General features: G+C 57.7%; 23 protein-coding genes and 1 pseudogene. 3 read left to right on the forward strand and 21 right to left on the reverse strand.

Annotation, left to right across the window (positions count from 1 at the left end):
• From tssB to EV102420_RS00855, 8 genes are all read right to left on the reverse strand, one after another.
• Positions 1-525 carry a type VI secretion system contractile sheath small subunit gene (gene tssB, locus EV102420_RS00820; protein ID WP_042387797.1) on the reverse strand — a complete coding sequence of 175 codons (525 nt, stop codon included), beginning with the start codon at positions 523-525 and terminating at the stop codon, positions 1-3.
• A gap of 75 nt (positions 526-600) precedes the next feature.
• The gene (gene tssA / locus EV102420_RS00825) at positions 601-1,617 is read right to left on the reverse strand and encodes a type VI secretion system protein TssA (RefSeq protein ID WP_042387799.1); all 1,017 of its coding nucleotides are present in this window, start codon (positions 1,615-1,617) and stop codon (positions 601-603) included.
• A gap of 11 nt (positions 1,618-1,628) precedes the next feature.
• Positions 1,629-2,336, reverse strand: a complete 708-nt coding sequence (gene tagF / locus EV102420_RS00830; RefSeq protein WP_042387800.1) for a type VI secretion system-associated protein TagF — start codon at positions 2,334-2,336, stop codon at positions 1,629-1,631.
• A gap of 16 nt (positions 2,337-2,352) precedes the next feature.
• Positions 2,353-5,976 (reverse strand): type VI secretion system membrane subunit TssM, encoded by a 3,624-nt coding sequence (gene tssM / locus EV102420_RS00835; RefSeq protein ID WP_042387802.1) that lies wholly within the window; start codon positions 5,974-5,976, stop codon positions 2,353-2,355.
• Between the two features lies 1 nt (position 5,977).
• Entirely contained in the window at positions 5,978-7,216 is a 1,239-nt protein-coding gene (locus EV102420_RS00840) for a DotU family type VI secretion system protein (RefSeq protein WP_042387804.1), read from the reverse strand.
• Between the two features lie 17 nt (positions 7,217-7,233).
• Positions 7,234-8,577: a type VI secretion system baseplate subunit TssK gene (tssK, locus tag EV102420_RS00845; RefSeq protein ID WP_042387806.1), complete on the reverse strand. Its 1,344-nt coding sequence runs from the start codon at positions 8,575-8,577 to the stop codon at positions 7,234-7,236.
• 29 nt (positions 8,578-8,606) lie between these two features.
• A complete protein-coding gene (tssJ, locus tag EV102420_RS00850) occupies positions 8,607-9,113 on the reverse strand; it encodes a type VI secretion system lipoprotein TssJ (RefSeq protein WP_042387808.1) in 507 nt (168 codons plus the stop codon).
• A gap of 24 nt (positions 9,114-9,137) precedes the next feature.
• Positions 9,138-9,632 carry a hypothetical protein gene (locus EV102420_RS00855; protein WP_042387810.1) on the reverse strand — a complete coding sequence of 165 codons (495 nt, stop codon included), beginning with the start codon at positions 9,630-9,632 and terminating at the stop codon, positions 9,138-9,140.
• A gap of 916 nt (positions 9,633-10,548) precedes the next feature.
• On the opposite strand from EV102420_RS00855, the gene mutS reads away from it, so the two are divergent.
• Both mutS and EV102420_RS00865 read left to right on the forward strand, forming a co-directional pair.
• Positions 10,549-13,110 carry a DNA mismatch repair protein MutS gene (mutS, locus tag EV102420_RS00860; RefSeq protein WP_042387812.1) on the forward strand — a complete coding sequence of 854 codons (2,562 nt, stop codon included), beginning with the start codon at positions 10,549-10,551 and terminating at the stop codon, positions 13,108-13,110.
• Positions 13,111-13,172: 62 nt separating this feature from the next.
• Positions 13,173-13,601, forward strand: a complete 429-nt coding sequence (locus EV102420_RS00865) for an OsmC family protein (protein ID WP_042387814.1) — start codon at positions 13,173-13,175, stop codon at positions 13,599-13,601.
• A gap of 125 nt (positions 13,602-13,726) precedes the next feature.
• Here the strand turns inward: EV102420_RS00865 and EV102420_RS00870 are convergent.
• The 12 genes and pseudogenes from EV102420_RS00870 to cysD all read right to left on the reverse strand — a co-directional run.
• Positions 13,727-14,002 (reverse strand): annotated as a pseudogene (locus tag EV102420_RS00870) (sigma factor-like helix-turn-helix DNA-binding protein); the annotation flags it as partial.
• A 194-nt stretch (positions 14,003-14,196) separates the two neighbouring features.
• Positions 14,197-15,351 carry a murein hydrolase activator NlpD gene (nlpD, locus tag EV102420_RS00875; RefSeq protein WP_042387815.1) on the reverse strand — a complete coding sequence of 385 codons (1,155 nt, stop codon included), beginning with the start codon at positions 15,349-15,351 and terminating at the stop codon, positions 14,197-14,199.
• 109 nt (positions 15,352-15,460) lie between these two features.
• Entirely contained in the window at positions 15,461-16,087 is a 627-nt protein-coding gene (locus EV102420_RS00880; protein WP_042387818.1) for a protein-L-isoaspartate(D-aspartate) O-methyltransferase, read from the reverse strand.
• Positions 16,081-16,842: a 5'/3'-nucleotidase SurE gene (gene surE / locus EV102420_RS00885; protein WP_042387819.1), complete on the reverse strand. Its 762-nt coding sequence runs from the start codon at positions 16,840-16,842 to the stop codon at positions 16,081-16,083. The genes EV102420_RS00880 and surE overlap by 7 nt, the downstream gene beginning before the upstream one ends.
• Positions 16,823-17,872: a tRNA pseudouridine(13) synthase TruD gene (gene truD / locus EV102420_RS00890; protein WP_042387821.1), complete on the reverse strand. Its 1,050-nt coding sequence runs from the start codon at positions 17,870-17,872 to the stop codon at positions 16,823-16,825. Before truD ends, surE begins: the two co-directional genes overlap by 20 nt.
• Entirely contained in the window at positions 17,869-18,348 is a 480-nt protein-coding gene (gene ispF, locus EV102420_RS00895) for a 2-C-methyl-D-erythritol 2,4-cyclodiphosphate synthase (protein WP_042387822.1), read from the reverse strand. Before ispF ends, truD begins: the two co-directional genes overlap by 4 nt.
• Before the next feature lie 2 nt (positions 18,349-18,350).
• Entirely contained in the window at positions 18,351-19,058 is a 708-nt protein-coding gene (ispD, locus tag EV102420_RS00900; RefSeq protein WP_042387823.1) for a 2-C-methyl-D-erythritol 4-phosphate cytidylyltransferase, read from the reverse strand.
• 19 nt (positions 19,059-19,077) lie between these two features.
• On the reverse strand, positions 19,078-19,389 hold the full coding sequence (gene ftsB, locus EV102420_RS00905; protein WP_042387824.1) for a cell division protein FtsB: 312 nt from the start codon (positions 19,387-19,389) through the stop codon (positions 19,078-19,080).
• Positions 19,390-19,558: 169 nt separating this feature from the next.
• On the reverse strand, positions 19,559-19,882 hold the full coding sequence (locus EV102420_RS00910; protein ID WP_042387825.1) for a DUF3561 family protein: 324 nt from the start codon (positions 19,880-19,882) through the stop codon (positions 19,559-19,561).
• Positions 19,883-19,929: 47 nt separating this feature from the next.
• Complete coding sequence (cysC, locus tag EV102420_RS00915) at positions 19,930-20,535, reverse strand: adenylyl-sulfate kinase (protein ID WP_042387827.1); 606 nt, start codon at positions 20,533-20,535, stop codon at positions 19,930-19,932.
• Positions 20,535-21,962: a sulfate adenylyltransferase subunit CysN gene (gene cysN / locus EV102420_RS00920; RefSeq protein WP_042387831.1), complete on the reverse strand. Its 1,428-nt coding sequence runs from the start codon at positions 21,960-21,962 to the stop codon at positions 20,535-20,537. The genes cysC and cysN overlap by 1 nt, the downstream gene beginning before the upstream one ends.
• A 9-nt stretch (positions 21,963-21,971) precedes the next feature.
• Complete coding sequence (cysD, locus tag EV102420_RS00925; RefSeq protein WP_042387833.1) at positions 21,972-22,880, reverse strand: sulfate adenylyltransferase subunit CysD; 909 nt, start codon at positions 22,878-22,880, stop codon at positions 21,972-21,974.
• Positions 22,881-23,177: 297 nt separating this feature from the next.
• Between cysD and EV102420_RS00930 the strand changes: the two genes are divergently transcribed.
• Entirely contained in the window at positions 23,178-24,224 is a 1,047-nt protein-coding gene (locus EV102420_RS00930; RefSeq protein WP_042387834.1) for an aminopeptidase, read from the forward strand.
• Between the two features lie 109 nt (positions 24,225-24,333).
• Here EV102420_RS00930 and EV102420_RS00935 read toward each other — a convergent pair whose 3' ends face one another.
• Complete coding sequence (locus EV102420_RS00935) at positions 24,334-24,531, reverse strand: type II toxin-antitoxin system MqsA family antitoxin (RefSeq protein WP_052512308.1); 198 nt, start codon at positions 24,529-24,531, stop codon at positions 24,334-24,336.
• Positions 24,532-24,580: the final 49 nt, after the last annotated feature.

Raw genomic sequence — 24,580 nt, forward strand, 5'->3', positions numbered from 1 at the left:
TTACTCCTCGTTACCTTTTACGCTATCGTCATTTTTTGGCATCTGGCTCAGGGATTTGAGCAGGGTCGGATCCTGAAGGATCTTGGCGATCAGCTCTTCTGCACCGTTTTTACCGTCCATGTAGGTCAGCAGGTTGGAGAGCTGCGTGCGCGCCTCCAGCAGCTTATTCAGCGGCTCGACCTTACGGGCAATCGCATCCGGCAGGAAATCTTCCATGCTTTCAAAGGTCAGATCGACGTTCAGCTTGCCGTCGCCGGTCAGCGTGTTGTCCACGTGGAAGGCCACGCGTGGCTTCAGGGCTTTCATACGCTCATCGAAGTTGTCGAGGTCGATCTCCATGAACTTACGCTCGTCAACCGCAGGCAGGTTCTCAACCGGTTTACCCGCCAGGTCCGCCATCACGCCCATTACGAAGGGAAGCTGGATTTTGCGCTCCGCACCGTAAATCTCTACGTCATACTCAATCTGTACGCGTGGCGCACGGTTACGTGCGATAAATTTCTGCCCACTGTTACTCATTGCCATGATGCTCTCCATCAAAGATGCGCTGTGAAAATGTGGCGACCAGCATCAGGCCAGACGCCGTTACAGGGTTATGCGTCAATCGCGACGCCCAAAAATGTTTTCCAGTTGATGCACGCCATCCGGGGCCAGATCCCGAATGATGTCCATAAAGTTGAGTTCGATTAGCTTCTGCACCCGGTCAATCATCAGCGGCGCAGGATGGCTAGGTTCATGCTGAGCGAAATACTGTTTGGCTTTCTCCAGCATCAGCTGAGCGTCGGCGCGGCTGGTGACCTGCACGCTGCGCCAGTCGGCGGCGTACTGAACCGGCTGGGCCGCAGGCGCAGTAGGTGTTTCCTCGCTTGCAGGCGCGGCGTCCTGCGGCGCTACTGCGGCACCGCCGTCGGCTGACTGGCAGGCGTTAGCCACCAGCCCCACGGTTTTTTGCAGCTGCTCCATCTCCGGCACGCCGCTTTCGCTCAGGTAGCCAATCAGCAGTTCTCGGATGGTTTGCAGACGCTCGTGGATCTGCACCACCGCCTCAATGCCCGGCTGGCCACCGCGGGCCAGCTCGTCAATGAGCCGCGCCCGACCACCCGGGTAGTCGGCGCACTCGGTCTTGCTGCCGTCCAGCAAGGCTTGCGCATCGCGGAGCGAAATTTCATCGCCGCTGGAGCGCAGCAGCGGCGCACTGCGCAACGCGGCGGTGAGTTCTGACTTATCGCTTAGCGCGGCCAGGGCGTTAATGCGGTAGATGGGATCGGTTTCGCCATACTCCTCCAGCAGCGGATAGAGCGGCTCCCAGTAGAGGGAGATCGCCTGCTGGATTAACAGCAGCCCATCGGCATAGCCCGCTAGCCCGCGGCGTTTGGTCCAGGCGTGGGTTAACGCCATGATCACCCGCAGATCTTTGGTGCGCTCCAGCAGACCGGAGGCAAGCTTCTCCACCGTGGTCCAGTCAGCAGGCTCAGCGGGAATAATGGTCGTGCCAAACTGCTGCTCGGCTTTCCCCTGGCTGGCCTGCTCCATCGCCTGGTAGTCAGCGTCATATTCCAGATTGTCGCCGCAGGGTTTCTCCGGGCTTATCGGGGTAAGAAAGTGATCGATGCTCATCAGATACCTGCTTATTCAAACATGGGCGGATAAAGCCCGTGACGTCCGGGTCTGGCCCCGCCTGCGGGATCGAACAGCAATGTGAAGAGCTGTCCGGTAAAGTTACCGCTGTGAACGTGGGTGTAGAGCGGATAGCCATCGCTGCGGTTGGTCCACCAGAAACTGGTCTGCCGCTGCGGGTCAAAACACTCTGCCGCCTGCGGCCAGCTTAGCGTGCAGCGCTCTTCGCCTTCATAGCCAATGACGTCAAGGATGTCAGAGCGCACCTGCGGCTCTGCGGGCTGTGGCGAGGGAATGGCCATCAGCGCCTGATCAAGCTGTTCCGCAGAGAAGGTGTTGCGCACGGCGTGCAGCAGGACGCGACCCAGCTGCTGATACCAGCGTTCCGCCTGAGCCAGCAGGCGCGGCGACCACTCGGTCGGGTTAAAAGAGAGCTGGGCGCACACCGGATAGCGACGGCCAACGCTGTCGCGCCCCGGCAGCAGGCAGCCCATCTGCACCATCTGGCTGCCTAACATTGGCGGCACCACAAAATTCCACACCGGCGCGGCGCTGAAGTCACGCTCGCCGCTGCGGAGCTCCTCCTGCTGCCAGGCGTGCAGACCTACCTGAAACCAATGCGACCACTGGCGTTGCAGCGAGTCGGGAAAGCGACGCTGTAAAAAATCGCCGGCACTGGGTAATTTTCCGTACCAGCTTGTCGCGGGGGTATTCGTCATACGGCTATCCTTGCGATTAAGGGCATGAGAAACGAGGAAGCTGGAACGGGTTGCGAATACTGTTTGGCGCAAACTCCAGCGTGACCTGATGGCCATCTACGGTAAACGTCGCCTGACGGCTCAAACTGCCGCCGCCTGGGCTGATACGTGCTTTATCAAAGAAACGGTTAAGTGCCCAGGCACCGTTGGTGACCAGCGTCGAGGTGCTGCCGTTCGCCAGCCCCAGCTGCATACGCACCTGGTTAGTACCGCCCGGCCCCGGCCAGGTCATGATCTGCACCGCCTGCGGCCCATGGCTGTAACGCAGCATCTGACCGTCTACGTCCAGGGACAGATTGAGGATCGTGTTGTCCATGCGCACGGTGCGCACCGTGACCTTATAGGATGGCGTCGCGGCACCGCTGGCAAAGAAGGCATCGCGAATCGACTGCGCCTGCTGGAAGGGACGCAGCAGCCCTTCGCTGCCCGGCAGCGTTTTGCCATCGATGCCCGGCATAAAGCGCCAGCTCGACTGGGTGGTGTCGACTTTATTGGTCAGGTTGTCGCGGAAGAAGGCATCCATCAGGCCGGTTCCTGGGGCAAACATCCGCGCCAGATCGTCCGGCGTCACCTCGCTGTTGGCGCTGCGTACCAGCGGGTAGCGGCCCGCGATAGCCTGACGGCAGAAGCTGCCCACTTCGACATTAATCCGCTTACGCACATTATCGAGGTCGCGGCGCTGGGTATCGCTGCTCGCACCGACCGCCATGTTGCTGAACATGGTCTGCAATCCGCCCGGCAGGCGACCCGCGCTGGCCTGCAGGCGGCTGATAGCTTCCCCTCCCGGCGCTGGCATGCCGCTGTTCGCTGCATCCTGCACGGCGGTCAGATAGCGGTACAGCTCATCCACCTGCTTGAGGAAATCATCAAAGACGATGGTTTTACCGCCCTTCTCCAGGGGCTGCGCCAGCTCAATCATCGGCGCGTAGTGGTCGGTCACCAGCTGCTCCGGAGCTTGGGTCACCACGGCCCCCTGCTTCGGCGCGCCGTCGTTATTGCTGAACAGCGCCTCCAGGGTACGCGTGGCGCGATTGTTCTGCTCTTTGGCCTGCGCGGCATCTGTCGGGCTCGGCGTGTCACGAGAAAGGGTCAGCACCTTGCTCAGATTCATCACCAGACGACGCAGCGGCGAGTTGCTGCCGGAGAGCAGCCGGGCAGTATTAATGCGCTGGGAGAGATCGGCGCTGTTGTTGAGCTGAATGTCGGCCAGGAAGCTGTCCCAGTTGGCGATAAAGTCGCGCATATAGAGCTGACGCACGGCGTTATCGGTCTGCTGCTTATCCTCCTGGGCCGAGGTGCTTCCCAGCACCCAGGCATCATCCTCATGCAGCGCGCTGGTGACGCTATCGATTTGCCCGTTGAAGCTTTTCCAGTAGCCGTCTGGGGTATACAGGCCCGGGACGCCTTCGCTCACCGGCTTGCCGCTTTTACGGGAAAACACCAGCTCGCTCTGCGGTCCGCCAAGCATCGACAGCGATACCGGCTTGAGGTTTTCGTCATGCTCAAGCAGGCGCTTAAGGCGGCCATACACGCGCGTAGAGAGCGGCTGCTGGTTGATAAGCGCCCGCTCACGGGCCACCAGCGTCTCGTCTTGCGCATACGGCGAGGCCTGGATCTGCGGCTCCAGCAGCTGGGTCAGATGCCACTCCAGCTCACGCAGCTGTGCCTGAGTGATGTTTTGCGGCAGGTTGCGCTCCAGGTTGAGCATTACCCACGAGTGCAGGAATTTGCCATCGTAGTGCTTCGGCTGGTAGAGCATCTGGTAGGCCTTCAACGCTTCGTAGCTGTACTCTACGTCGCTGCCGTTGTCATTACGTAACCAGGTGGTGATGTGCATCGCGACGGCAGGCAGCAGCATTTGCTCCAGCGCTTTTTGATACAGCGCCTGCGATGCGTTGCTGACGTCATACCCGCGATACAGCCCCATACGTCGGGTGATCGGCGGTTCGTTGATATCAAACTCGTTGCTTTTCGGCAGTTCAACCAGGCCATTGAGCAGCGGCAACAGCGCAAACAGGTCACGCTGCTGAAGGTTTTGCAGCGCCTTGCTCTGCTGTTCAACCTCCGGCACCTTCGCCTGCACCTCTTTCAGGTAGGCGCTGTTTTTACCGTAGCTGGTGAGCCACAGGCCGCCCAAAATAACCAGCAGGGCCAGCAGAGCGGCATAACCAGACCAGATCACCGCCCGGTTGCGTAGCTCCCACCAGCGATTCTCCCCGGCGATGCCCGCTTCCTGGAAGATGACGTTTTGCAGCAGGTTCTTGATGAAAAAGCTCTGCCCTTTGGCTCCGGGGATCGGTGCCTCTTTGCTTACCGAATCCCAGTTGTCCGCCTCGTTGCCCTCTGGCAGTGAAAGCGCCCGGTTCAGCTCGCCCATCACCCGGTCAAACGGCATTCCCTCCTGGGTGCCGCTGGCAAAGTAGATCCCGCGCGGCGAAAACTCGGTTTCAAAGTTGGAGCGAGCAAACACCGTGCTCAGGTAGTCAGCCAGCAGCGGACGGAGCGCAGCGAACTCCTGCGGGAAGAGCCAGGCTTCAGCGCGAGTTTTGGCATCGTGCTCCTGCAGCATGGTCTCTGGCAGGCCCGCATCCAGGCGCTGCTGAAGCAGGGAGAACTCCTGCTCGAAGTTCCCCATCAGGTCAAAATCGGCCTGCTTAGCCTGCTCCCACGGCAGGGTAAAGCCCCAGATCTGGTCGCGCTGTGCCTTATCGAAATCGGAAAACCAGGCGCGGAAGCCTTTAAGCAGATCGACCTTGGTAACCATGACATAGACCGGGAAGCGAATGCCCAGCTGCTCGTGCAGCTCCGACAGACGCTGGCGCAGGTTTACCGCCTGCTGGCGGGAGGCCTCGGCGGACTGCGTCAGCAGATCGGAGATGCTAATGGTGATGATGACGCCGTTAATGGGCTGGCGGCGGCGGTATTTACGCAGCAGCTGGACAAAGCTGAGCCACTCCCCGGCATCCTGGGCCTGCTCGCTCTCCTGAGTGGTGTAGCGGCCTGCGGTATCCAGCAGCACCGCCTCATTGGTAAACCACCAGTCACAGTTACGCGTGCCGCCAATACCGCGCAGGGCGGTTTTCCCAAAGCGATCCGCCAGCGGGAACTGGAGGCCGGAGTTGGCCAGCGCGGTGGTTTTACCGGAGCCCGGTGCGCCGATGATCACATACCACGGCAGCTGATAGAGATACTGGGTGCCGAAGCGTTGCGTCCACTGCGCGCTGCGGTTGCCCGCCTTGCTGAAATGGGCTTTCTTCAGCATCTGCGCCGCTTCATCAAAACGGCTGGCAAGGATCTGATCTTCGCTATTCAGCCGCTGCTGCGGATCCACCGACTGCGGATCGGTCGTATCCTCTTTGAGCTTATCCATCAGCTTGCGGTTGAGCCAGGCGTTATAGAGGCGAGGCACAATGTGGCTCTGGGCCCAGATAAAATAGAGCACCACGATGCTGATGACACGGTTCTGCTCTGATTCAAGCGGTCGGGTATCGACAATCGATAGCAGTGGGCCAATCATCCAGATCACCGCCGCCAGGGCTGTCACGCCAAGGAAGCCCCACAGCAGGCGATTGGTAAGAATGGAAAGAAGTGTTGTCAGCATCCTAGTTTCCTTGCGGCAATCCGTTCAGCTCAGCCTGCGTATTCTCAGGCGATACCAGCAGAGTAATTTCTACGCGGCGGTTACGGGCGCGGTTTTCCGGCGTCGTATTGGGTGCGATGGGGTCCATCTCCCCTCTCCCCTCGGCTTTCACGCGCTGAGGTTGCGAGAGGCGATCCTGCAACTGCTTTTGCACGGACCGGGCGCGCTCAAGAGAGAGCTCGTAGTTGGAGGCGAAGCGGGCGCTGCGGATCGGCACGTTGTCGCTGTAGCCCACCACCAGGATCTTGCCGCTCACGTTGTTCATCGCCTGGGCGATACGCTCGATAACCCGGTCATAGCGGTCTCTCACTACCGTCGAGGCAGAGGCAAACAGCCCATCCCCTTTCAGGATCACCACGCTGCGGTCCGCTTCGTCTTTCACTGCCACCAGCCCTGCCTCGATCTCAGGCTTGAGGAAGCCACGCAGATTCAAGACGGCAGGCAAACGCTGCGCGGGCTGCTGAATGGTCGCTTCGGGCAGCGGCGTCTGGTAGATCTTGGCCAGCACCGGATTGGTGCTGTCGCCCAGCCGCCAGTTGAGAATGATGTAGAACAGGCAGGCGGCGAATCCGGCCAGCGCCACGCAGGCCCACAGTGGCACCATGGGTCGCCACAGCTTACGCAGCACCGGCTGGTCTTCCGGGTGTGGAGAGAGCGGCGGCGGATAGCTGCCGCGCACGCCACGGATCATCTGCCACAGCCGCTGCTTGATGGTTTCAAGCTGGGTACGGCCGTTATCGAGCACCCGATAGCGCCCTTCAAAGCCGAGCAGCAGACAGTAGTTGATCATCTCCAGCAGCAGAATGTGCTCGCGCGGGTTCTGCGACAGACGCGCCAGCAGCTGGAAAAACTTCTCTCCGCCCCAGGTTTCATTGTGGAAAGTGACCAGCAGACCGCTCCCGGACCAGACGCCGCTGCTCCCCCAGGGCGTCAGCGCGGCGGCTTCGTCGAGCGCCGTGCAGAGGCAGTAGCGCGCACCGACGATGGTTTCGTACGGTAGCCCTGCCTGCTGACAGCGCACTTCGAAGCGCCGGATCTCATCGATTAAACGCTGACGTAGTCCAGCCTGATCGTCATGGGACACTGAATGACGGATCTGCGGGATAGCATTGAGCAGCGGATTCGCTGCTGCCACCAGAAGGTTATTGCTGCTCGCTCCGGTAAATGCGGCATCGTTGCCGGAAGCCTGTCGTTCCTGCATGTTAAGTGCTCGCTTTATTATTCTGTTGGGCTACGAATGGCCCAAAACGCCATATCCAGTCCTGGAAATTCGCCTGCCAGATGCAGGGCAAACGCGCCGGACTTATCCATTTCGTTCCACAGCTCGCCGCCTTTTTCCAGCTCAAAGTAGCTGTATCCGGCATGCCATGGGATTTGCGGCGGAGCCACCGGCATGGCGCGCAGCGCAATACCCGGCAGCTGGAGCTGCACCAGATCGCGGATTTTAGAGACGGGGGCGACCTTCATCTGCGCCGGGAAATGCGTTTGCAGATGTTCACCTGGCACGCTGGCTTTTACCGCCAGTACGAAGCCAAACTCGCGCACCATGCTGATTTCCGGCACGGTCGCGATGTTGAGGCCGTGAGAGCGCTCAGTAAGCGGCAGTTGAATCGCCTGATCTTCCATCACCATCGACAGGCCCTGACGCAGCAGCAGCATCAATTTGCTAAAGCAGCCAGCCAGATCGTCATGGTTATACACCGGCAGTACGCTTTCCGTGGTGCGGTGAGCGTTCCAGGTCGCCAGCTCAGAGGCAAAAGGCAACCAGCTACGCCAGAGCGTCTCCGGGTGCAGCAGCGGCAGGGATTTGATATGCGAAACTTCACCAAGGTGACGGTTTAGCAGCGACAGCAGCGTGAACTCAATCAGTTCAGAGGTGTTGAAGCGACCCGGCTGACGTAAGCGGCCTGCGATCTGCTGGCTTCGCTCACCCAGCAGGCCGTGCAGATCGTTGATCATGCTGTAGATAGCATGGCTGTTGTTGGCGTTCAGCATCGGCGGAATGTAGCTGTTGTCCAGCCGGACGTGGTTATCGTTACGCTTTTCATTGACGAACGCGACGCCAATCGCGGTCCACTCTGCCGTCAGATCTTTCTCCAGCATGAGCTTCAGGCGCAGGCGACCAAACTGTACCGTAGCCTCCCCTACCGACAGGGCGTTGTCATCTTCCACCTCCTCTTCAAACGTGACAAAGCGCGCCAGCGAGGCCTTCTCTTCGCTGAAGACCACCTCTTCACGCTCGCCCCGGCGTACCGGCAGCGCCAGCACGACCTTTTCACCAGAGAGGTTATCGGGGATCTGCAGCGGCAGCGGGCCGTTACGGCTGTCGCGGAAATGGAAGAAGGTCCCGTCGGGCATCAGTCCGCTGGCGTAGCTTAGCGCCACACACCCCTGGCGCAGCATGGCCTCGTCGAGCTCCAGATCGAGAAAACCCCACAGGTAAGCGCGTTGCAGCATACCCCACTCACGAATGTGGCTTTGCAGGTAGCTTTCCGCGCGCTGAAAATGGTGCGGACGCAGAAACATCCCTTCGGTCCAGACGACCTTTTCTGCTTTCGTCATGATGATCTGTTTTCCTGTTAAGAAACGCGTTACTGGCTGATGACGCGGATCCCGTTTACGTCAAAAAAGAGAGTGGCTTGCAGTTCTTCTGCAGACCCTTTCCAGAACTGGTAGATATGTTTTTCGCCCGGCACGGGCAGAGGAAGTGACATGCGCCATTTTTTGCCGTCCAGCGCCTGGTATTCCCCCATGATGCCAACGTATCGCGCCTCAGGAGAGCTTTGTCCGCTCAGGCTTTTCGACAGTTGGCCGGGCATCAGGAAGAACACATCGCTATTCAACAGGTTTGCGCCAAGCACAGCTGACGCGTTGTTCTGCAGGGAGTAGAAATCGGCAGACATAAAGTCCGCATCCGATTTCAGCAGCAATACCCTGACCTTGAGTGGCGCAGAATCATTGATTTGTGGATGGGCCTGAAACTGCAGGGTGTAGCGGGAAGGCTCGCTGTGTGAAGACGATGCGCAACCACTTATCAATGCAAACATGAACAGCAAAAACGCCAGGGAAGCCCTGCCGAAAAAAGTATTCTTATTCATGAGGATTCGCTCGCAAAAGCTCTATTAATCCAGGATCCAGGTGCCGTTATTATTGTCTTTGCAGGCTTTACCGCTGCCATCAACGTTCACGCAGGTGGCTTTTTTCCGTGCTTTTGGCCGAACAGAAGGTTTACGAATGGTGGCTTCATACTGATCCGCTTTAACCACGGCGCGCATTGGCACGTAACCGATCAGCTCGTCTTTACCTTCGTCTGCCAGCGCCATCCAGAAGTGTTCCACCTGCCCCAGCACTTCATAGGTTTTACCGGTCTCAAGCGTACGCACGACCTTGCCGCTAAAGTCAGGGCGGGTCATTAGCGAGGCGGGGTAGAGAGCGCGGTAGGAGGCGTTTACCGGCGTAAACTCCGCTGGCGGCGAGACCGCATTACGGTGGGTCAAGGTCACGCCGTTCACCTCGTGGGTGACGAGAGTATCGTCAGTCATTGCAGGCTTGGTCGGTGCTTTACACCCTGCAACCGTCATAACAAAGAGAAGGGAAATAATGAGTCGCTTTTTCATATGCTTTTCCGTAGCAATATTCTGAAGATCGTTAACAGGAGATGTGAAGTTTCACTTAAGTGCTATCATTACAGGAAAATGATAATTTACCGTACTCTGCCTATGCAAAAGGCATAGCTACCGCACGAAACTTAACGAGTAAGTTCCATTTCTCGACTGCTTTTTTTGACAACTGAGAAACAATTGTAAAGCAAGTTTCCATCAATTCAATATACGTCGGCGCATGCTACCTGTTTTAAGGGCACAGCAGAGCACCATAAGTGCTAATAGTAGAATCCAACAGTGTACATGGCAAAAAAGCACCAATAAAGCTTTAAAAGACTCCAGCTAATTAGATAACTACATGATAAATAGGGTTTATTAACGGCACCTGTGACGTTAACTCATAACGCAAGATAATTACAATTACCACTACTATAATTAGTAGCAATGATTCATTGCCGATCATCAGAATATAGCATTAAAAAATATTAATTGTATTTTTAAGGCATCTTTATAAAAAGATAAAATATCCTATATGAGATACCCGATCGTTCGCCTGGGAAATGTTAATGGCACGCACCGGGTAAATAACGCACCGTGACTATAAGCCTGACAAAAGTAAACTAAATATATTCTTCCACTATTGCCCTAAATAGTTTAGCGGCACTAAATTATCTTTATAGAATAAACAGGCGAAAATAGGCTTTGTAGCGCCATGCGTCTCTGGTATGAGCTTACGCTTCTTTAACCTGTGCTAAAACATCTTCGGTTGCTACGCCGTTCCTCTTTAGTAAAACTGGAAGGCGTCTCGTGAAGTTCTTTATCGCTGCTTTCCAGCGAATGCGTATCTCCGTTATCATGTCCCCCATGCAAATACCCACGACAACAACTGTATCTGCACCTCATTTTAAATCAGGGAACTGGACATAACTTCATGAGTACACAAGAGAACTTCGACGCCCACACGCCCATGATGCAGCAGTACCTGAAGCTGAAAGCCCAGCATCCGGATATCCTGCTCTTCTACCGGATGGGGGATTTTTATGAGCTGTTCTATGACGATGCGAAACGCGCTTCGCAGCTGATGGACATCTCCCTGACTAAACGTGGTGCCTCGGCGGGTGAACCCATTCCGATGGCGGGCGTGCCGCATCACGCGGTGGAGAACTATCTGGCGAAGCTGGTGAGCCTCGGTGAGTCGGTGGCCATTTGCGAACAGATTGGCGATCCGGCCACCAGCAAAGGGCCGGTTGAGCGCAAGGTGGTGCGCATCGTCACGCCTGGCACCATCAGCGATGAAGCGCTGCTGCACGAGCGTCAGGACAACCTGCTGGCGGCCATCTGGCAGGACAGCAAAGGCTTTGGCTACGCTACCCTGGATATCAGCTCCGGGCGTTTTCGCCTGAGCGAGCCAGCGGATCGTGAGACCATGGCCGCTGAGCTCCAGCGCACCAATCCGGCAGAGCTGCTCTACGCCGAAGATTTTGCCGAGACCGCCCTGATAGAAGGCCGTCGCGGTCTGCGCCGCCGTCCGCTGTGGGAATTTGAGATCGATACCGCCCGCCAGCAGCTGAACCTTCAATTCGGCACCCGCGATCTGGTGGGCTTTGGCGTCGAGAATGCTACGCGCGGCCTGTGCGCTGCGGGCTGCCTGCTACAGTATGTGAAAGATACCCAGCGCACCTCCCTGCCCCACATCCGGGCAATCACTATAGAGCGCCAGCAGGACAGCATCATTATGGATGCTGCGACCCGCCGTAACCTGGAGATCACCCAGAACCTGGCCGGCGGCATTGAGAACACCCTCGCCTCGGTGCTTGACTGCACGGTCACGCCGATGGGTAGCCGCATGCTTAAACGCTGGCTACATATGCCGGTGCGTGACATTAAAACGCTGACCGAGCGCCAGCAGACCATCGCCGCGCTACAGGACGCCACTGCAGAGCTCCAGCCGGTGCTGCGTCAGGTCGGCGATCTGGAGCGTATTCTGGCACGTCTGGCCCTGCGCACTGCGCGCCCGCGCGATCTGGCTCGCATGCGTCATACCTTCCAGCAGCTCCCCACCCTAAGAGAGATGCTGGCCGAAGTCGATAGCGCGCCGGTACAGCGGCTGCGGGAGACGATGGGCGAATTTAACGAGCTGCGCGAGCTGCTGGAGCGGGCAATCATCGATGCCCCGCCGGTGCTGGTGCGCGACGGCGGCGTGATCGCCCCCGGCTATAATACCGAGCTGGACGAGTGGCGCGCCCTGGCGGATGGTGCAACGGACTATCTGGATAAGCTGGAGATCCGCGAGCGCGAGAAGCTGGGTCTCGACACCCTGAAGGTAGGCTATAACGCGGTGCACGGCTACTTTATTCAGATCAGCCGAGGCCAGAGCCATCATGCGCCTATTCACTACGTGCGTCGCCAGACCCTGAAGAACGCCGAGCGCTATATCATTCCCGAGCTGAAAGAGTACGAAGACAAGGTGCTGACCTCGAAAGGCAAAGCGCTGGCGTTGGAGAAGCAGCTCTATGACGAACTCTTTGACCTGCTGATGCCGCACCTGGCCGATCTTCAGCAGAGCGCCAGCGCCCTGGCGGAGCTTGACGTGCTGGTTAACCTGGCCGAACGCGCCTACACCCTTAACTACTGCTGCCCAACCTTTAGCGATAAGCCGGGCATCCGTATTAGCGAAGGGCGTCATCCGGTGGTTGAGCAGGTGCTGAACGAGCCGTTTATTGCCAACCCGCTGAACCTCTCGCCACAGCGGCGGATGCTGATTATTACCGGGCCCAACATGGGCGGTAAAAGTACCTATATGCGCCAAACCGCGCTGATTGCTCTGCTGGCCTATATCGGCAGCTACGTCCCGGCGCAGAAGGTAGAGATTGGCCCTATCGACCGCATCTTCACCCGCGTAGGCGCGGCGGACGATCTGGCCAGCGGGCGTTCAACCTTTATGGTAGAGATGACCGAAACCGCCAACATCCTGCACAACGCCACGGAAAATAGCCTGGTGCTGATGGATGAGATCGGGCGCGGCACCTCCACCTACGACGGGCTGTCGCTGGCGTGGGCCTGCGCAGAGAACCTGGCGAACCGCATTAAGGCGCTGACCCTGTTTGCTACCCACTACTTCGAGCTGACCCAGCTGCCGGAGAAGATGGAGGGCGTGGCTAACGTGCATCTTGATGCGCTGGAGCACGGGGATACTATCGCCTTTATGCACAGCGTGCAGGATGGCGCGGCCAGCAAAAGCTATGGCCTGGCGGTAGCGGCCCTGGCGGGCGTGCCGAAAGAGGTGATAAAGCGCGCCCGGCAGAAGCTGCGCGAGCTGGAGAGCATTACGCCAAACGCAGCGGCCACCCAGGTCGATGGAACGCAGATGTCGCTGCTTGCCGCACCGGAGGAGACGCATCCGGCAGTTGAGGCGTTGGAGACTCTCGACCCCGATACCCTTTCTCCGCGCCAGGCGCTGGAGTGGATCTATCGCCTTAAGAATATGGCGTAGTTTTTTGTGGGCCTGGCCTGAGCTTCTATACTTAGGTTTTCATCCAAAAAAGGAGCGAATACATGACGATCCATAAGAAAGGTCAGGCACACTGGGAAGGCGACATCAAAGGCGGTAAAGGCACCATCTCTACCGAGAGCGGCGCATTAAAGCAGCAGCCTTACGGTTTTAACACCCGCTTCGAAGGCGCGGCCGGGACGAACCCGGAAGAGCTGATCGGTGCTGCGCACGCGGGCTGCTTCTCTATGGCGCTGTCCTTGATGCTGGGTGAAGAGGGCTATACGCCGGAGAGCATCGACACCACGGCAGATGTGTCGCTGGATAAGGTCGACGGCGGCTTCGCGATCACTAAAATCGCGCTGACCAGTACGGTGAAAGTGCCGAATATCGAAGAAGAGACCTTCGATAAGATCATCAACAAAGCCAAAGCGGGTTGCCCAGTTTCCCAGCTGCTGAAGGCGGAGATCACTCTGGACTATACGCTCAATTAATTTGGGTTATGCCGGGCGGCGGCTCTGCCTTGCCCGGCCTACGGGTTCAGTGAAAATCTTTGCAATCCGAAAGCATAAAAGAAAAAGGCCAGTCAGATGACTGGCCTTTTTTGGAATGGTGTCGCTTATTCGCGGAACAGCGCTTCGATATTCAGTCCCTGCGTCTGCAGAATTTCACGCAGACGACGCAGACCTTCAACCTGAATCTGACGAACGCGTTCACGAGTCAGGCCAATCTCACGGCCCACATCCTCAAGCGTTGCAGCTTCGTAGCCCAGCAGACCGAAACGACGTGCCAGCACCTCACGCTGTTTGGCGTTCAGTTCGAACAGCCATTTGACGATGCTCTGCTTCATGTCATCGTCCTGCGTGGTGTCTTCCGGACCGTTATCTTTCTCATCGAAAGCCTCAACTCCGTTCTCATCAAATTCCGCATCTTCATTTAGATCATGAACTTTCAGCGTATTCTGACTCATAAGGTGGCTCCTACCCGTGATCCCTGAACAAAATCTCCATACCCCTTTTCTTAGTCGCGGCAGCGGCTTTTGCACAAGCTGCCACGGCAAAGCAAAGATAGTATAACGACTTTGCCAAATTATCGCTGCGGTAAATAACGCAGCGGGTTGACGGATTTCCCCTTGTAACGAATTTCAAAATGCAAACGTGTAGAACTGGTTCCGGTGCTACCCATGGTAGCTATCTTCTGCCCCGCCTTGATGTCTTGTTGTTCCCGGACCAGCATCGTATCGTTATGGGCGTAGGCACTCAGGTAATCATCGTTATGTTTGATGATAATAAGATTACCGTAACCGCGCAGAGCGTTACCGGCATATACCACGCGTCCATCTGCGGTCGCGACGATAGCCTGGCCTTTCGACCCTGCGATATCGATCCCTTTATTGCCACCTTCGGTTGCAGAGAAGTTATCGATAACGTTGCCATCAGTAGGCCAGCGCCATGTTGAAATCGGTGCGCTGGTTGACGTACTGCTGGCTGTCGGTTCGGTGGTACTTACCTCAGAATTACTAACCGTAGGTGCTGTAACAGGCGCTGTGACTACCGTCGCAGGCTTGTTGTTCGGCAACATTTTGTTAGCACTCTGTTCACCTGAGTCCTCAGAATACGTAATTGTCGGTTGCGGCGCAACTACTACGGTTGATTTTTGTGCAGGCGGAGTCACGATTCCTTGCGCGGAAGCATCGGCCTGAGTGATTGCATTACCGCCAGTAATTGGCGTACCGGATGAATTCCCGACCTGGAGAACTTGCCCGACATTCAGGCCATACGGGGCGGCAACGCCATTCCGCTGGGCCAGATCACGGAAATCATTGCCCGTTACCCAAGCAATGTAAAACAGTGTGTCACCGCGTTTCACAGTGTAAGTGCTGCCGCCAGTATAGCTACCTTTCGGAATGTTCCCATACTGACGATTGTAAACAATTCGACCATTTTGCGTCTGAACTGGCTGCGACGTCACCGGTTGAGGGGTCGCTGGCTGAATGGTCGTTGGCGGCGCGATAACCGGCTGAACCGGTTGAATTTGCGGTGCCTGCTGCGGCGTACTGCCCATCTTCGGTGGAGGGGTAATTAACATCCCGGATTCGGTGCTGCTGCCGGAGGCGTTGCCGCCGTCAACCGAGCTTACCGGTGCGGGTGGATTACCAGAATTTGAGCATCCTGCCAGCCAGAGCGAAACCAGTGACAGTGCCGCAATCCGGCTTAAGGTGAATGTTGGGCTTCCCGTGCTCATTTATCCCCCAAAAATGTATTTGCTTGTGCGTGTTGAAAACCGTGGCGTTAATTAACGCCGCCCCACCTTACGCTTAAACTCGCTGAAAACTTTAGGAAAAATCCGGGTCTCAGGCCAGCTCGCCTTTCACCAGCGGGACAAAGCGTACGTCTTCCACGGTTTCGATGATAAATTCGCTTCCCCGTCGATGGATGCACTTTAGCTGCTGGTGCTCATCGCCCACGGGTAAAACGAGAATGCCGCCGTTATCCAGCTGCGCCAGAAGCGCAGCGGGGATCTCCGGCGGTGCGGCCGTCACAATGATGGCATCAAACGGCGCGCGCGCCTGCCACCCCTGCCAGCCATCGCCATGACGCGTAGAAACATTATGCAGATCGAGCTGCTTCAGGCGACGACGCGCCTGCCACTGAAGACTCTTGATGCGCTCAACGGAGCAGACATGGCGCACCAGATGCGCCAGGATAGCGGTTTGATAGCCAGAGCCGGTGCCAATCTCCAGCACTCTGGAGTCCGGCGTCAGCGCCAGCAGTTCGGTCATCCGCGCCACCATATAGGGCTGCGAAATGGTCTGCCCCTGGCCGATAGGCAGCGCGACGTTTTCCCACGCTTTGTGTTCAAACGCTTCATCAATAAATTTCTCACGGGGAACCCGTGCGATAGCCTCCAGGACATGCTCATCTTTAATGCCCTGGGTGCGTAACTGATCGAGAAGGGCTTGTACGCGTCTGCTTACCATTGCGTGTTCACCCCGGCACGGCTTAACCAGTCCGAAACAACGTCACGCGCACCGTACGCAGTAAGATCGACATGCAGCGGCGTCACCGAGACGTAGCCTTCATCTACGGCGGCGAAGTCGGTGTCCGGCCCGGCATCGTGCTTCTCACCCGGCGGACCAATCCAGTAGAGCGTATTGCCGCGCGGATCCTCCTGCGGAATGACCTTATCCGCCGGATGGCGACTGCCGCAGCGGGTCACGCGAATGCCTTTGATCTGATCGAGAGGCAGATCGGGCACGTTGATATTCAGAATGCGGCCGGTGCGCAGCGGCTCCCGGCTCAGGGCGCGAAGAATGGAGCAGGTCACGGCAGCGGCGGTGTCGTAGTGCGTGTAGCCGTTAAGCGAGACCGCCAGCGCCGGGAAACCAAGGTGACGCCCTTCCATTGCTGCGGCTACCGTCCCGGAGTAGATCACATCGTCGCCAAGGTTAGGCCCGGCGTTGATCCCGGCCACCACGACGTCCGGACGCGGGCGCATCAGCGCATTAACGCCCAGAAAGACGCAGTCGGTAGGCGTCCCCATCTGCACGGCGATATCGCCATTTTCGAAGGTAAAGGTACGAAGTGACGATTCCAGCGTCAGGGAGTTAGAGGCTCCGCTGCGGTTACGATCGGGCGCGACAACCTGCACATCGGCAAATTCCCGTAAAGCATGGGCCAGAGTCTGAATGCCTGGCGCATGGATCCCGTCATCGTTACTCAGCAATATTCGCATAATCACCCGATGTATTGATAAGTTCCCTTACAACGCTGGTGGCAAAGCTCCCGGCTGGCAGCCAGAAGCGCAGTTCAACAGTAACATCATCCCACCAGTTCCAGCTCAGCTGCTGCGGATAGAGCAGCGCGGCGCGGCGCGAGGCCTCAACCTTTTCACGCACCAGCAGGGACTGTAACAGAGACGAATCGCTAATGGCCGCCTCTTCACGCGCCAGTGCCTCGCGCTGGGTTCCCCACTCGCCGGTGCCCGGCAGCGCAGCGGTAATCAACAGCGCTTTGTCATCGACGCGCGCCTGAAGCGATGCCAGCTCTTCCGGCGTGGCCACGAACCAGCTTCCGCGCCCCGCTAATTGTAGCGCATCGCCGTCAACAACTTGATTAAAGTCCGCTTTTTTCAGACGCTCGCTGACGATCTGATTAAACAACGCGCTGCGGGCCGCCGACAACCAAAAACTACGTTTATTGCGATCGCGCACCGGGGCATCGCTCTGCGCCCAGCGCAACGCACCGTGCAGGTTGCTGCCGCCAATACCAAAGCGCTGCGCGCCAAAGTAGTTCGGGACGCCCTGCTCGGCGATTGCCGTAAGACGCGCCTCGACGTCGGCGCGGTCGCTGACTTCGCGCAGCGCCAGCGTAAACTGGTTGCCCTTTAGCGCCCCCAGCCGCAGCTTGCGTTTGTGCCGTGCGTACTCAAGCACCTGGCAGCCTTCCAGCTGAAACGCGCTGAGATCTGGCATCGCTTTACCCGGCACGCGGGCGCAGAGCCACTGCTCGGTCACTGCATGCCTGTCTTTCTGCCCGGCGAAGCTGACCTCCCGGGCGGAGATTTTGAGGAATTTTGCCAGCGCGTCGGCGACAAAGCGGGTATTGCAGCTGGTCTTCAGCACCCGCACCAGAATATGCTCACCCTCGCCGTCGGGCGCGAAGCCTAAATCTTCTACCACGACGAAATCTTCCGGGTTAGCCTTCAGCAGGCCGCTGCCCAGCGGTTTGCCATGCAGGTACGTCAGCGCGTCAAACTCGGTCATTTAGCCGCCTTGACTAACAGCGCCACGGCTTCGCAGGCAATGCCTTCGCCGCGTCCGGTAAAGCCCAGCTTCTCGGTGGTGGTGGCCTTAACGTTAACGTCATCCATGTGGCAGCCGAGATCTTCTGCAATAAAGATGCGCATCTGCGGGATATGCGGCAGCATTTTCGGTGCCTGGGCGATGATAGTCACATCCACATTGCCAAGGGTATAGCCTTTTGCCTGAATACGACGCCATGCCTCGCGCAGCAGCTCGCGGCTGTCAGCGCCTTTAAATGCCGGATCGGTGTCCGGGAAGAGTTTGCCGATATCGCCCAGCGCCGCCGCGCCCAACAGCGCATCGGTTAAGGCGTGCAGGGCCACGTCGCCATCGGAGTGCGCCAGCAGCCCTTTCTCATAGGGAATACGTACGCCGCCGATGATAATCGGGCCTTCGCCGCCAAAAGCGTGTACGTCAAAGCCGTGTCCAATACGCATTATCAGTTCTCCATAGAGGCGTTACGGGTAAGATAAAATTCTGCCAGCGCCAGGTCTTCAGGCCGCGTCACTTTAATATTATCAGCGCGACCGGCAACCAGCTCGGGATGATAGCCGCAGTGCTCCAGCGCTGAGGCCTCATCGGTGATGGTTGCCCCATCGTTAAGCGCCCGCGTCAGGCACAGTTTAAGCAGCGGCAAGGGGAAAAACTGGGGGGTTAGCGCGTGCCACAGATTGTTACGATCCACGGTGTGGGCAATGGCGCTCTTGCCGGGCTCGGCGCGCTTCATGGTATCGCGCACCGGGGCGGCCAGAATGCCACCCGTACGGCTGGTTTCGCTAAGAGAGAGCAGACGGGAGAGATCGTCCTGATGCAGGCAGGGACGGGCCGCATCGTGCACCAGCACCCACTCGGCATCGCCGGCAGCGTGCAGGCCAGCCAGCACCGAATCGGCGCGCTCTGCGCCACCGTCCACCACGGTCACCTGAGGATGATGCGCCAGCGGCAACCGGGCGAAGCGCTCGTCGCCTGGGCTGACGGCAATAATCACCCGCTCAACACGCGGATTTGCCAGCAACGCCGCAACCGCGTGTTCAAGGATGGTTTTATTGCCAATCGAAAGATACTGTTTAGGGCATTCCGTTTGCATACGACGGCCAAATCCGGCGGCCGGTACGACGGCACAGATGGCCGGAACTATTGCTGCCATGTAAGAAAACCTGGGCCTGTTATCGATTATTTTGTGGTGACCCTGGAGTGCGTTTAGACGCATCCGGAACCAGACGATAAAAGGTTTCGCCCGGCTTGGTCATACTGAGTTCGTTACGTGCACGCTCTTCAATCGCTTCCTGGCCGCCGTTGAGATCGTCAATCTCGGCGAACAGCTGATCGTTGCGCGCTTTAAGCTTAGCGTTTGTTGCCTGCTGTACTGTGACATCATCGCTGACGCGGCTGAAGTCGTGGAGGCCATTCTTGCCAAACCACAATGAATACTGTAGCCAGACCAGCAAAGCCAGCAACAGCAGCGTTAATTTACCCATCCTGCCCCCTGTAAAACGGCATCATCATCCCATAACTTACGCCAGGACTCCACTCTAAGCCGATGCCGTAACGACGCTGCCAAATGTACCATACCTCACGCGCTCCAGGCACTGCCCACACCTGGAAACATCGTCTTAAAAAGCGTTACGGTTTGAATTATGGCGTGCTTTAACCCATCAGCCACATAAATAGCATACCGAACATGGCGACGCTGGCGAGCGCCGTCACCAGGCTGCTGTAAACCAGCCTGCCGTTAAGCAAGGAGTGGATAGCAATCCCGACCATAACCGCAACGGGCATTAGCGCCAGAAAGAACGGCCAGGTATAGAGAAAGAAAAAGAGGGTGTTAGAGCCGTACAGCAGGAACGGAATGCTTAGCGCCAGCAGCCATGAGGCAAAGCCAACGACAGCGCCTGGCAGTGACCAGGTCGTCTCTTCGTTGGCAACGCCGGTTTCAGATGGGGTAATAGTAATATTCTGGCTATTGCGCATAGTGGATCCTGTGACCTGACTTGCCGGGCGCAAAACCCGGCGTTGTCTCAGGATCTGATAATATCGTCCCGTTTCAGTAGATCTAATAATTGAGCCACTAAATTTGTTACTAATTGTTCGCCGTCCAGATGCACCTCGGGTAACTCAGGTGCCTCATAAACGGAATCGATGCCGGTAAAATGGCGTAGCTCACCGGCCCGCGCCTTTTTATACAGCCCTTTGGGATCCCGCGCTTCGCAGGTAGCCAGGGAGGTATCAACAAAGACCTCGTAAAAACGTCCCTCGCCTACGCGCTCGCGCACCATCTGCCGCTCGGCCCGGTGCGGAGAGATGAAAGCCGTCAGCACCACCAGCCCCGCATCGACCATCAGCCGGGCTACCTCGCCCACGCGGCGAATGTTCTCCTTGCGATCGTCGTCGCTGAAGCCCAGATCGCTGCACAGACCGTGGCGTACGTTATCGCCGTCCAGTAGATAGGTGCTCACGCCCAGCCGGTGCAGCGCCTCCTCCAGCGCCCCGGCGACCGTGGATTTACCCGAGCCGGATAGCCCGGTAAACCACAGCACAACCCCACGGTGGCCGTGGAGTTGCTCCCGCTGCTGCGCGGTGACGGGATGCGCGTGCCAGACGACGTTCTCGTCATGATCCGCCATTATTTGCCTCCCAGCAGATCGCGTGCGCCCCAGTGTGGGAAGTGCTTGCGCACCAGCGCGTTCAGCTCCAGCTCAAAGGCGCTGAACTCAGACGGCGCAGCCACGGCGTCAGCGTTCGGCTGATTCACCATGCCCGCCCCGACGGTAACGTTGCTCAGGCGATCGATAAAGATCATCCCGCCGGTAACCGGGTTATCCTGGTATTTATCCAGCACCAGCGGCTCGTCAAAGGTCAGATCAACCAGACCGATACCGTTCAGCGGCAGCGCATCGACGCTGCGCTGGGTCAGGTTATTGATGTCCACCTGATACTGAACGCCGTCCACCCGCGCACGGGTCTTCTTGCCGGCGATTTTGATGTCGTAGCTCTGGCCTGGGGTCAGCGGCTGCTCGGCCATCCATACCACGTCTACCGCAGCGCGCTGTACGGCTGGCAGGTTCGCCTGCGCATCCAGCAGCAGATCGCCCCGGCTGATGTCGATCTCATCCCTCAGCACCAGGGTCACCGCTTCGCCCGCGCCCGCTTCCTGCAGATCGCCATCGAACGTCACAATGCGTGCTACCGTGGACTCTACGCCCGATGGCAGCACCTTAACGCGCTGGCCAACCTTGATACTGCCGGAGGCCACGGTACCGGAGAAGCCGCGGAAGTCGAGGTTCGGACGGTTAACGTACTGCACCGGGAAGCGCATCGGCTGGGTATCGACTACGCGCTGGATCTCAACGTTCTCCAGCACCTCCAGCAGCGTCGGGCCGCTGTACCACGGCATGCTTGCGCTCTGGCTGGCAACGTTATCCCCTTCCAGCGCCGACAGCGGCACAAAGCGGATATCGAGGTTGCCCGGCAGCTGCTCGGCAAAGGTCAGGTAGCTCTGGCGGATCGTGTCAAAGGTCTCTTCGCTAAACTCCACCAGGTCCATTTTGTTTACCGCCACCACCAGGTGCTTAATGCCCAGCAGGGTGGAGATAAAGCTGTGGCGACGGGTCTGATCCAGCACGCCTTTACGCGCGTCGATCAGCAGGATCGCCAGATCGCAGGTCGAGGCCCCGGTCGCCATGTTACGGGTGTACTGCTCGTGCCCCGGGGTATCGGCGATAATGAATTTGCGTTTTTCAGTAGAGAAGTAGCGGTAGGCCACATCAATGGTGATCCCCTGCTCACGCTCGGCCTGCAGGCCATCCACCAGCAGCGCGAGGTCAAGCTTTTCGCCCTGAGTACCGTGGCGCTTGCTGTCGTTGTGCAGCGTGGAGAGCTGATCTTCATAAATCTGGCGCGTGTCGTGCAGCAGACGGCCAATCAGGGTGCTTTTGCCGTCGTCGACGCTGCCGCAGGTCAGAAAGCGCAGCAGGCTTTTGTGCTGCTGGGCGTGCAGGTACGCTTCGACGCCGCCTTCATTAGCAATTTGTTGGGCAATAGTGGTATTCATGGCGGCTCCTTAGAAGTATCCCTGGCGTTTTTTCAGCTCCATCGAGCCGGCCTGATCCCGGTCGATGACGCGTCCCTGGCGTTCGCTGGTGGTGGAGACCAGCATCTCTTCGATGATCTCCGGCAGCGTCTGGGCGTCAGACTCTACCGCGCCGGTCAGCGGCCAGCAGCCGAGGGTACGGAAGCGCACCATGCGCTGTTTAATCTCTTCGCCCGGCTGCAGGTCGATGCGGTCGTCATCGATCATCATCAGCATGCCGTCACGTTCCAGCACCGGACGTTCAGCCGCCAGGTAGAGCGGAACGATTTCGATATTTTCCAGGTAGATGTACTGCCAGATATCCAGCTCGGTCCAGTTCGACAGCGGGAAGACGCGGATGCTCTCACCTTTATTGATCTGGCCGTTGTAGTTGTGCCACAGCTCCGGACGCTGATTTTTTGGATCCCAGCGGTGGAAGCGGTCGCGGAAGGAGTAGATACGCTCTTTCGCGCGGGATTTCTCCTCGTCGCGGCGCGCACCACCGAATGCTGCGTCAAAGCCGTACTTATTCAGCGCCTGCTTCAGCCCTTCCGTTTTCATGATATCGGTGTGCTTGGCGCTGCCGTGCACGAACGGGTTGATCCCCATCGCCACGCCTTCCGGGTTTTTATGCACCAGCAGCTCGCAGCCGTAGGCTTTGGCGGTACGGTCACGGAACTCATACATCTCACGGAATTTCCAGCCAGTGTCGACATGCAGCAGCGGGAAAGGCAGCGTACCCGGATAGAAAGCCTTGCGTGCCAGGTGCAGCATAACGCTGGAGTCTTTACCGATAGAGTACATCATCACCGGATTGGAGAATTCAGCCGCCACCTCGCGAATAATATGGATGCTTTCCGCCTCCAGTTGTCGCAGGTGGGTGAGTCGTTTTTGATCCATAACCGTTCCTTAAGGGGAAATTGACCACACGCGACGATCTGTTCTGTGCGTCTGTTATCTGTCGCATGCGTCGCTAAAACAAGGGATAGAGGGACTATAGGGGGCGTCTAAGACCGAATGAAATTACGAATTGGAATGAGTAGTTACTCAATGGAATAACGTTGAGCAAAAGCAAATATCAAAAAGTGCTTAACGTGAGAAAATACGGGCGTTTAAGCCTAATTGAAATTGTGTAACTCCGATCACAGTTTCATACTAGGCAGGTCAAAAATTTTGCTTCATTTTTAAGGACTCCCTATGTTTCCCGCATTGCGCCACCTCGCTATGGCTCTGGCGCTCGGTGTGTGCTTTACCGTGCCGGCACAGGCTAAGATCAACCAGCCCGGCGAGATGGCCAGCGAGCAGGCTCGCCATATTGCTACCTATTTCCCAGGCCGCATGACCGGCACACCTGCGGAGATGCTCTCAGCCGACTATCTGCGCCAGCAGTTTGAACAGATGGGTTACCAGAGTGACATCCGCAAGTTCAACAGCCGCTACATCTATACCTCACGCAATAAGAACCAGAACTGGCACAACGTGACCGGCAGTACGGTCATCGCCGCCCACGAAGGCAAGCTGGCTCAGCAGATCATTGTGATGGCGCATCTCGATACCTACGCACCGCGCAGCGACGCCGATAGCGATAACAACCTTGGCGGCCTGACGCTACAGGGGCTCGACGATAACGCCGCCGGGCTGGGGGTGATGCTGGAGCTGGCTGACCAGCTGAAGGATATGCAGACCCAGTACGGCATCCGCTTTATCGCCACCAGCGGCGAGGAGGAGGGACGACTGGGCGCGGAAAATCTGCTGCAGCGCATGAGCGACGCCGAGAAGAAAAACACCCTGCTGGTGATCAACCTCGATAACCTGATCGTTGGCGATAAGCTCTATTTTAATAGCGGCAAAAGCACGCCTGCCGCCGTGCGCAAGCTGACGCGGGATCGCGCTTTAGCCATCGCTCGCCAGCACGGCATCACCGCCACCACCAATCCAGGCCTGAACCCGGACTATCCGAAAGGCACCGACTGCTGCCACGACAGCGAAGTGTTCGATCGCGCGGGTATTCCGGTGCTCTCCGTCGAGGCGACTAACTGGTCGCTGGGGAAAAAAGATGGCTACCAGCAGCGGGCAAAAACCAAAGCGTTTCCCGACGGCACCAGCTGGCATAATGTGCGTCTGGATAACCAGCAGTTCATCGACAGCGCCCTGCCCGGCCGCATCGAGCGCCGCAGCCGCGACGTGATGCGGATTATGCTGCCGCTGATGAAGGAGCTGGCGAAGGCGGAGAAAAACTCATAACGCCATCGTAGTTTGGTAGGCCGGGCAAGCGCAGCGCCGCCCGGCGATGAGTATTGCAGCCAATCGAGGATGTTAGGCTTGCTTTAGCTCTTCAAAAATTTCAGGGTGCTTATTGAGTATCGCGATTAAAAGTGCCGATCGCCGCCATATACGTGTCGCCAGCGTCATCGCCTAAGATGCTCTCTCCGCATGCATCGCAATAGTCGCCTTTAATAGCGAGTATCTTCGTTTTGCGACCTTTGTGCTCGTATTCAACGTCGCGGGTTTCGTGCTTAAGCTCTGCACCGCAACAGATAGGGCATTTCATTTCTATAGCTCCTTAAATGAGAAGACCTCGGCACCATCTTTAACAATAA

This window comes from Pseudescherichia vulneris NBRC 102420, from assembly GCF_000759795.1.
Classification (GTDB): Bacteria; Pseudomonadota; Gammaproteobacteria; order Enterobacterales; family Enterobacteriaceae; genus Pseudescherichia; species Pseudescherichia vulneris.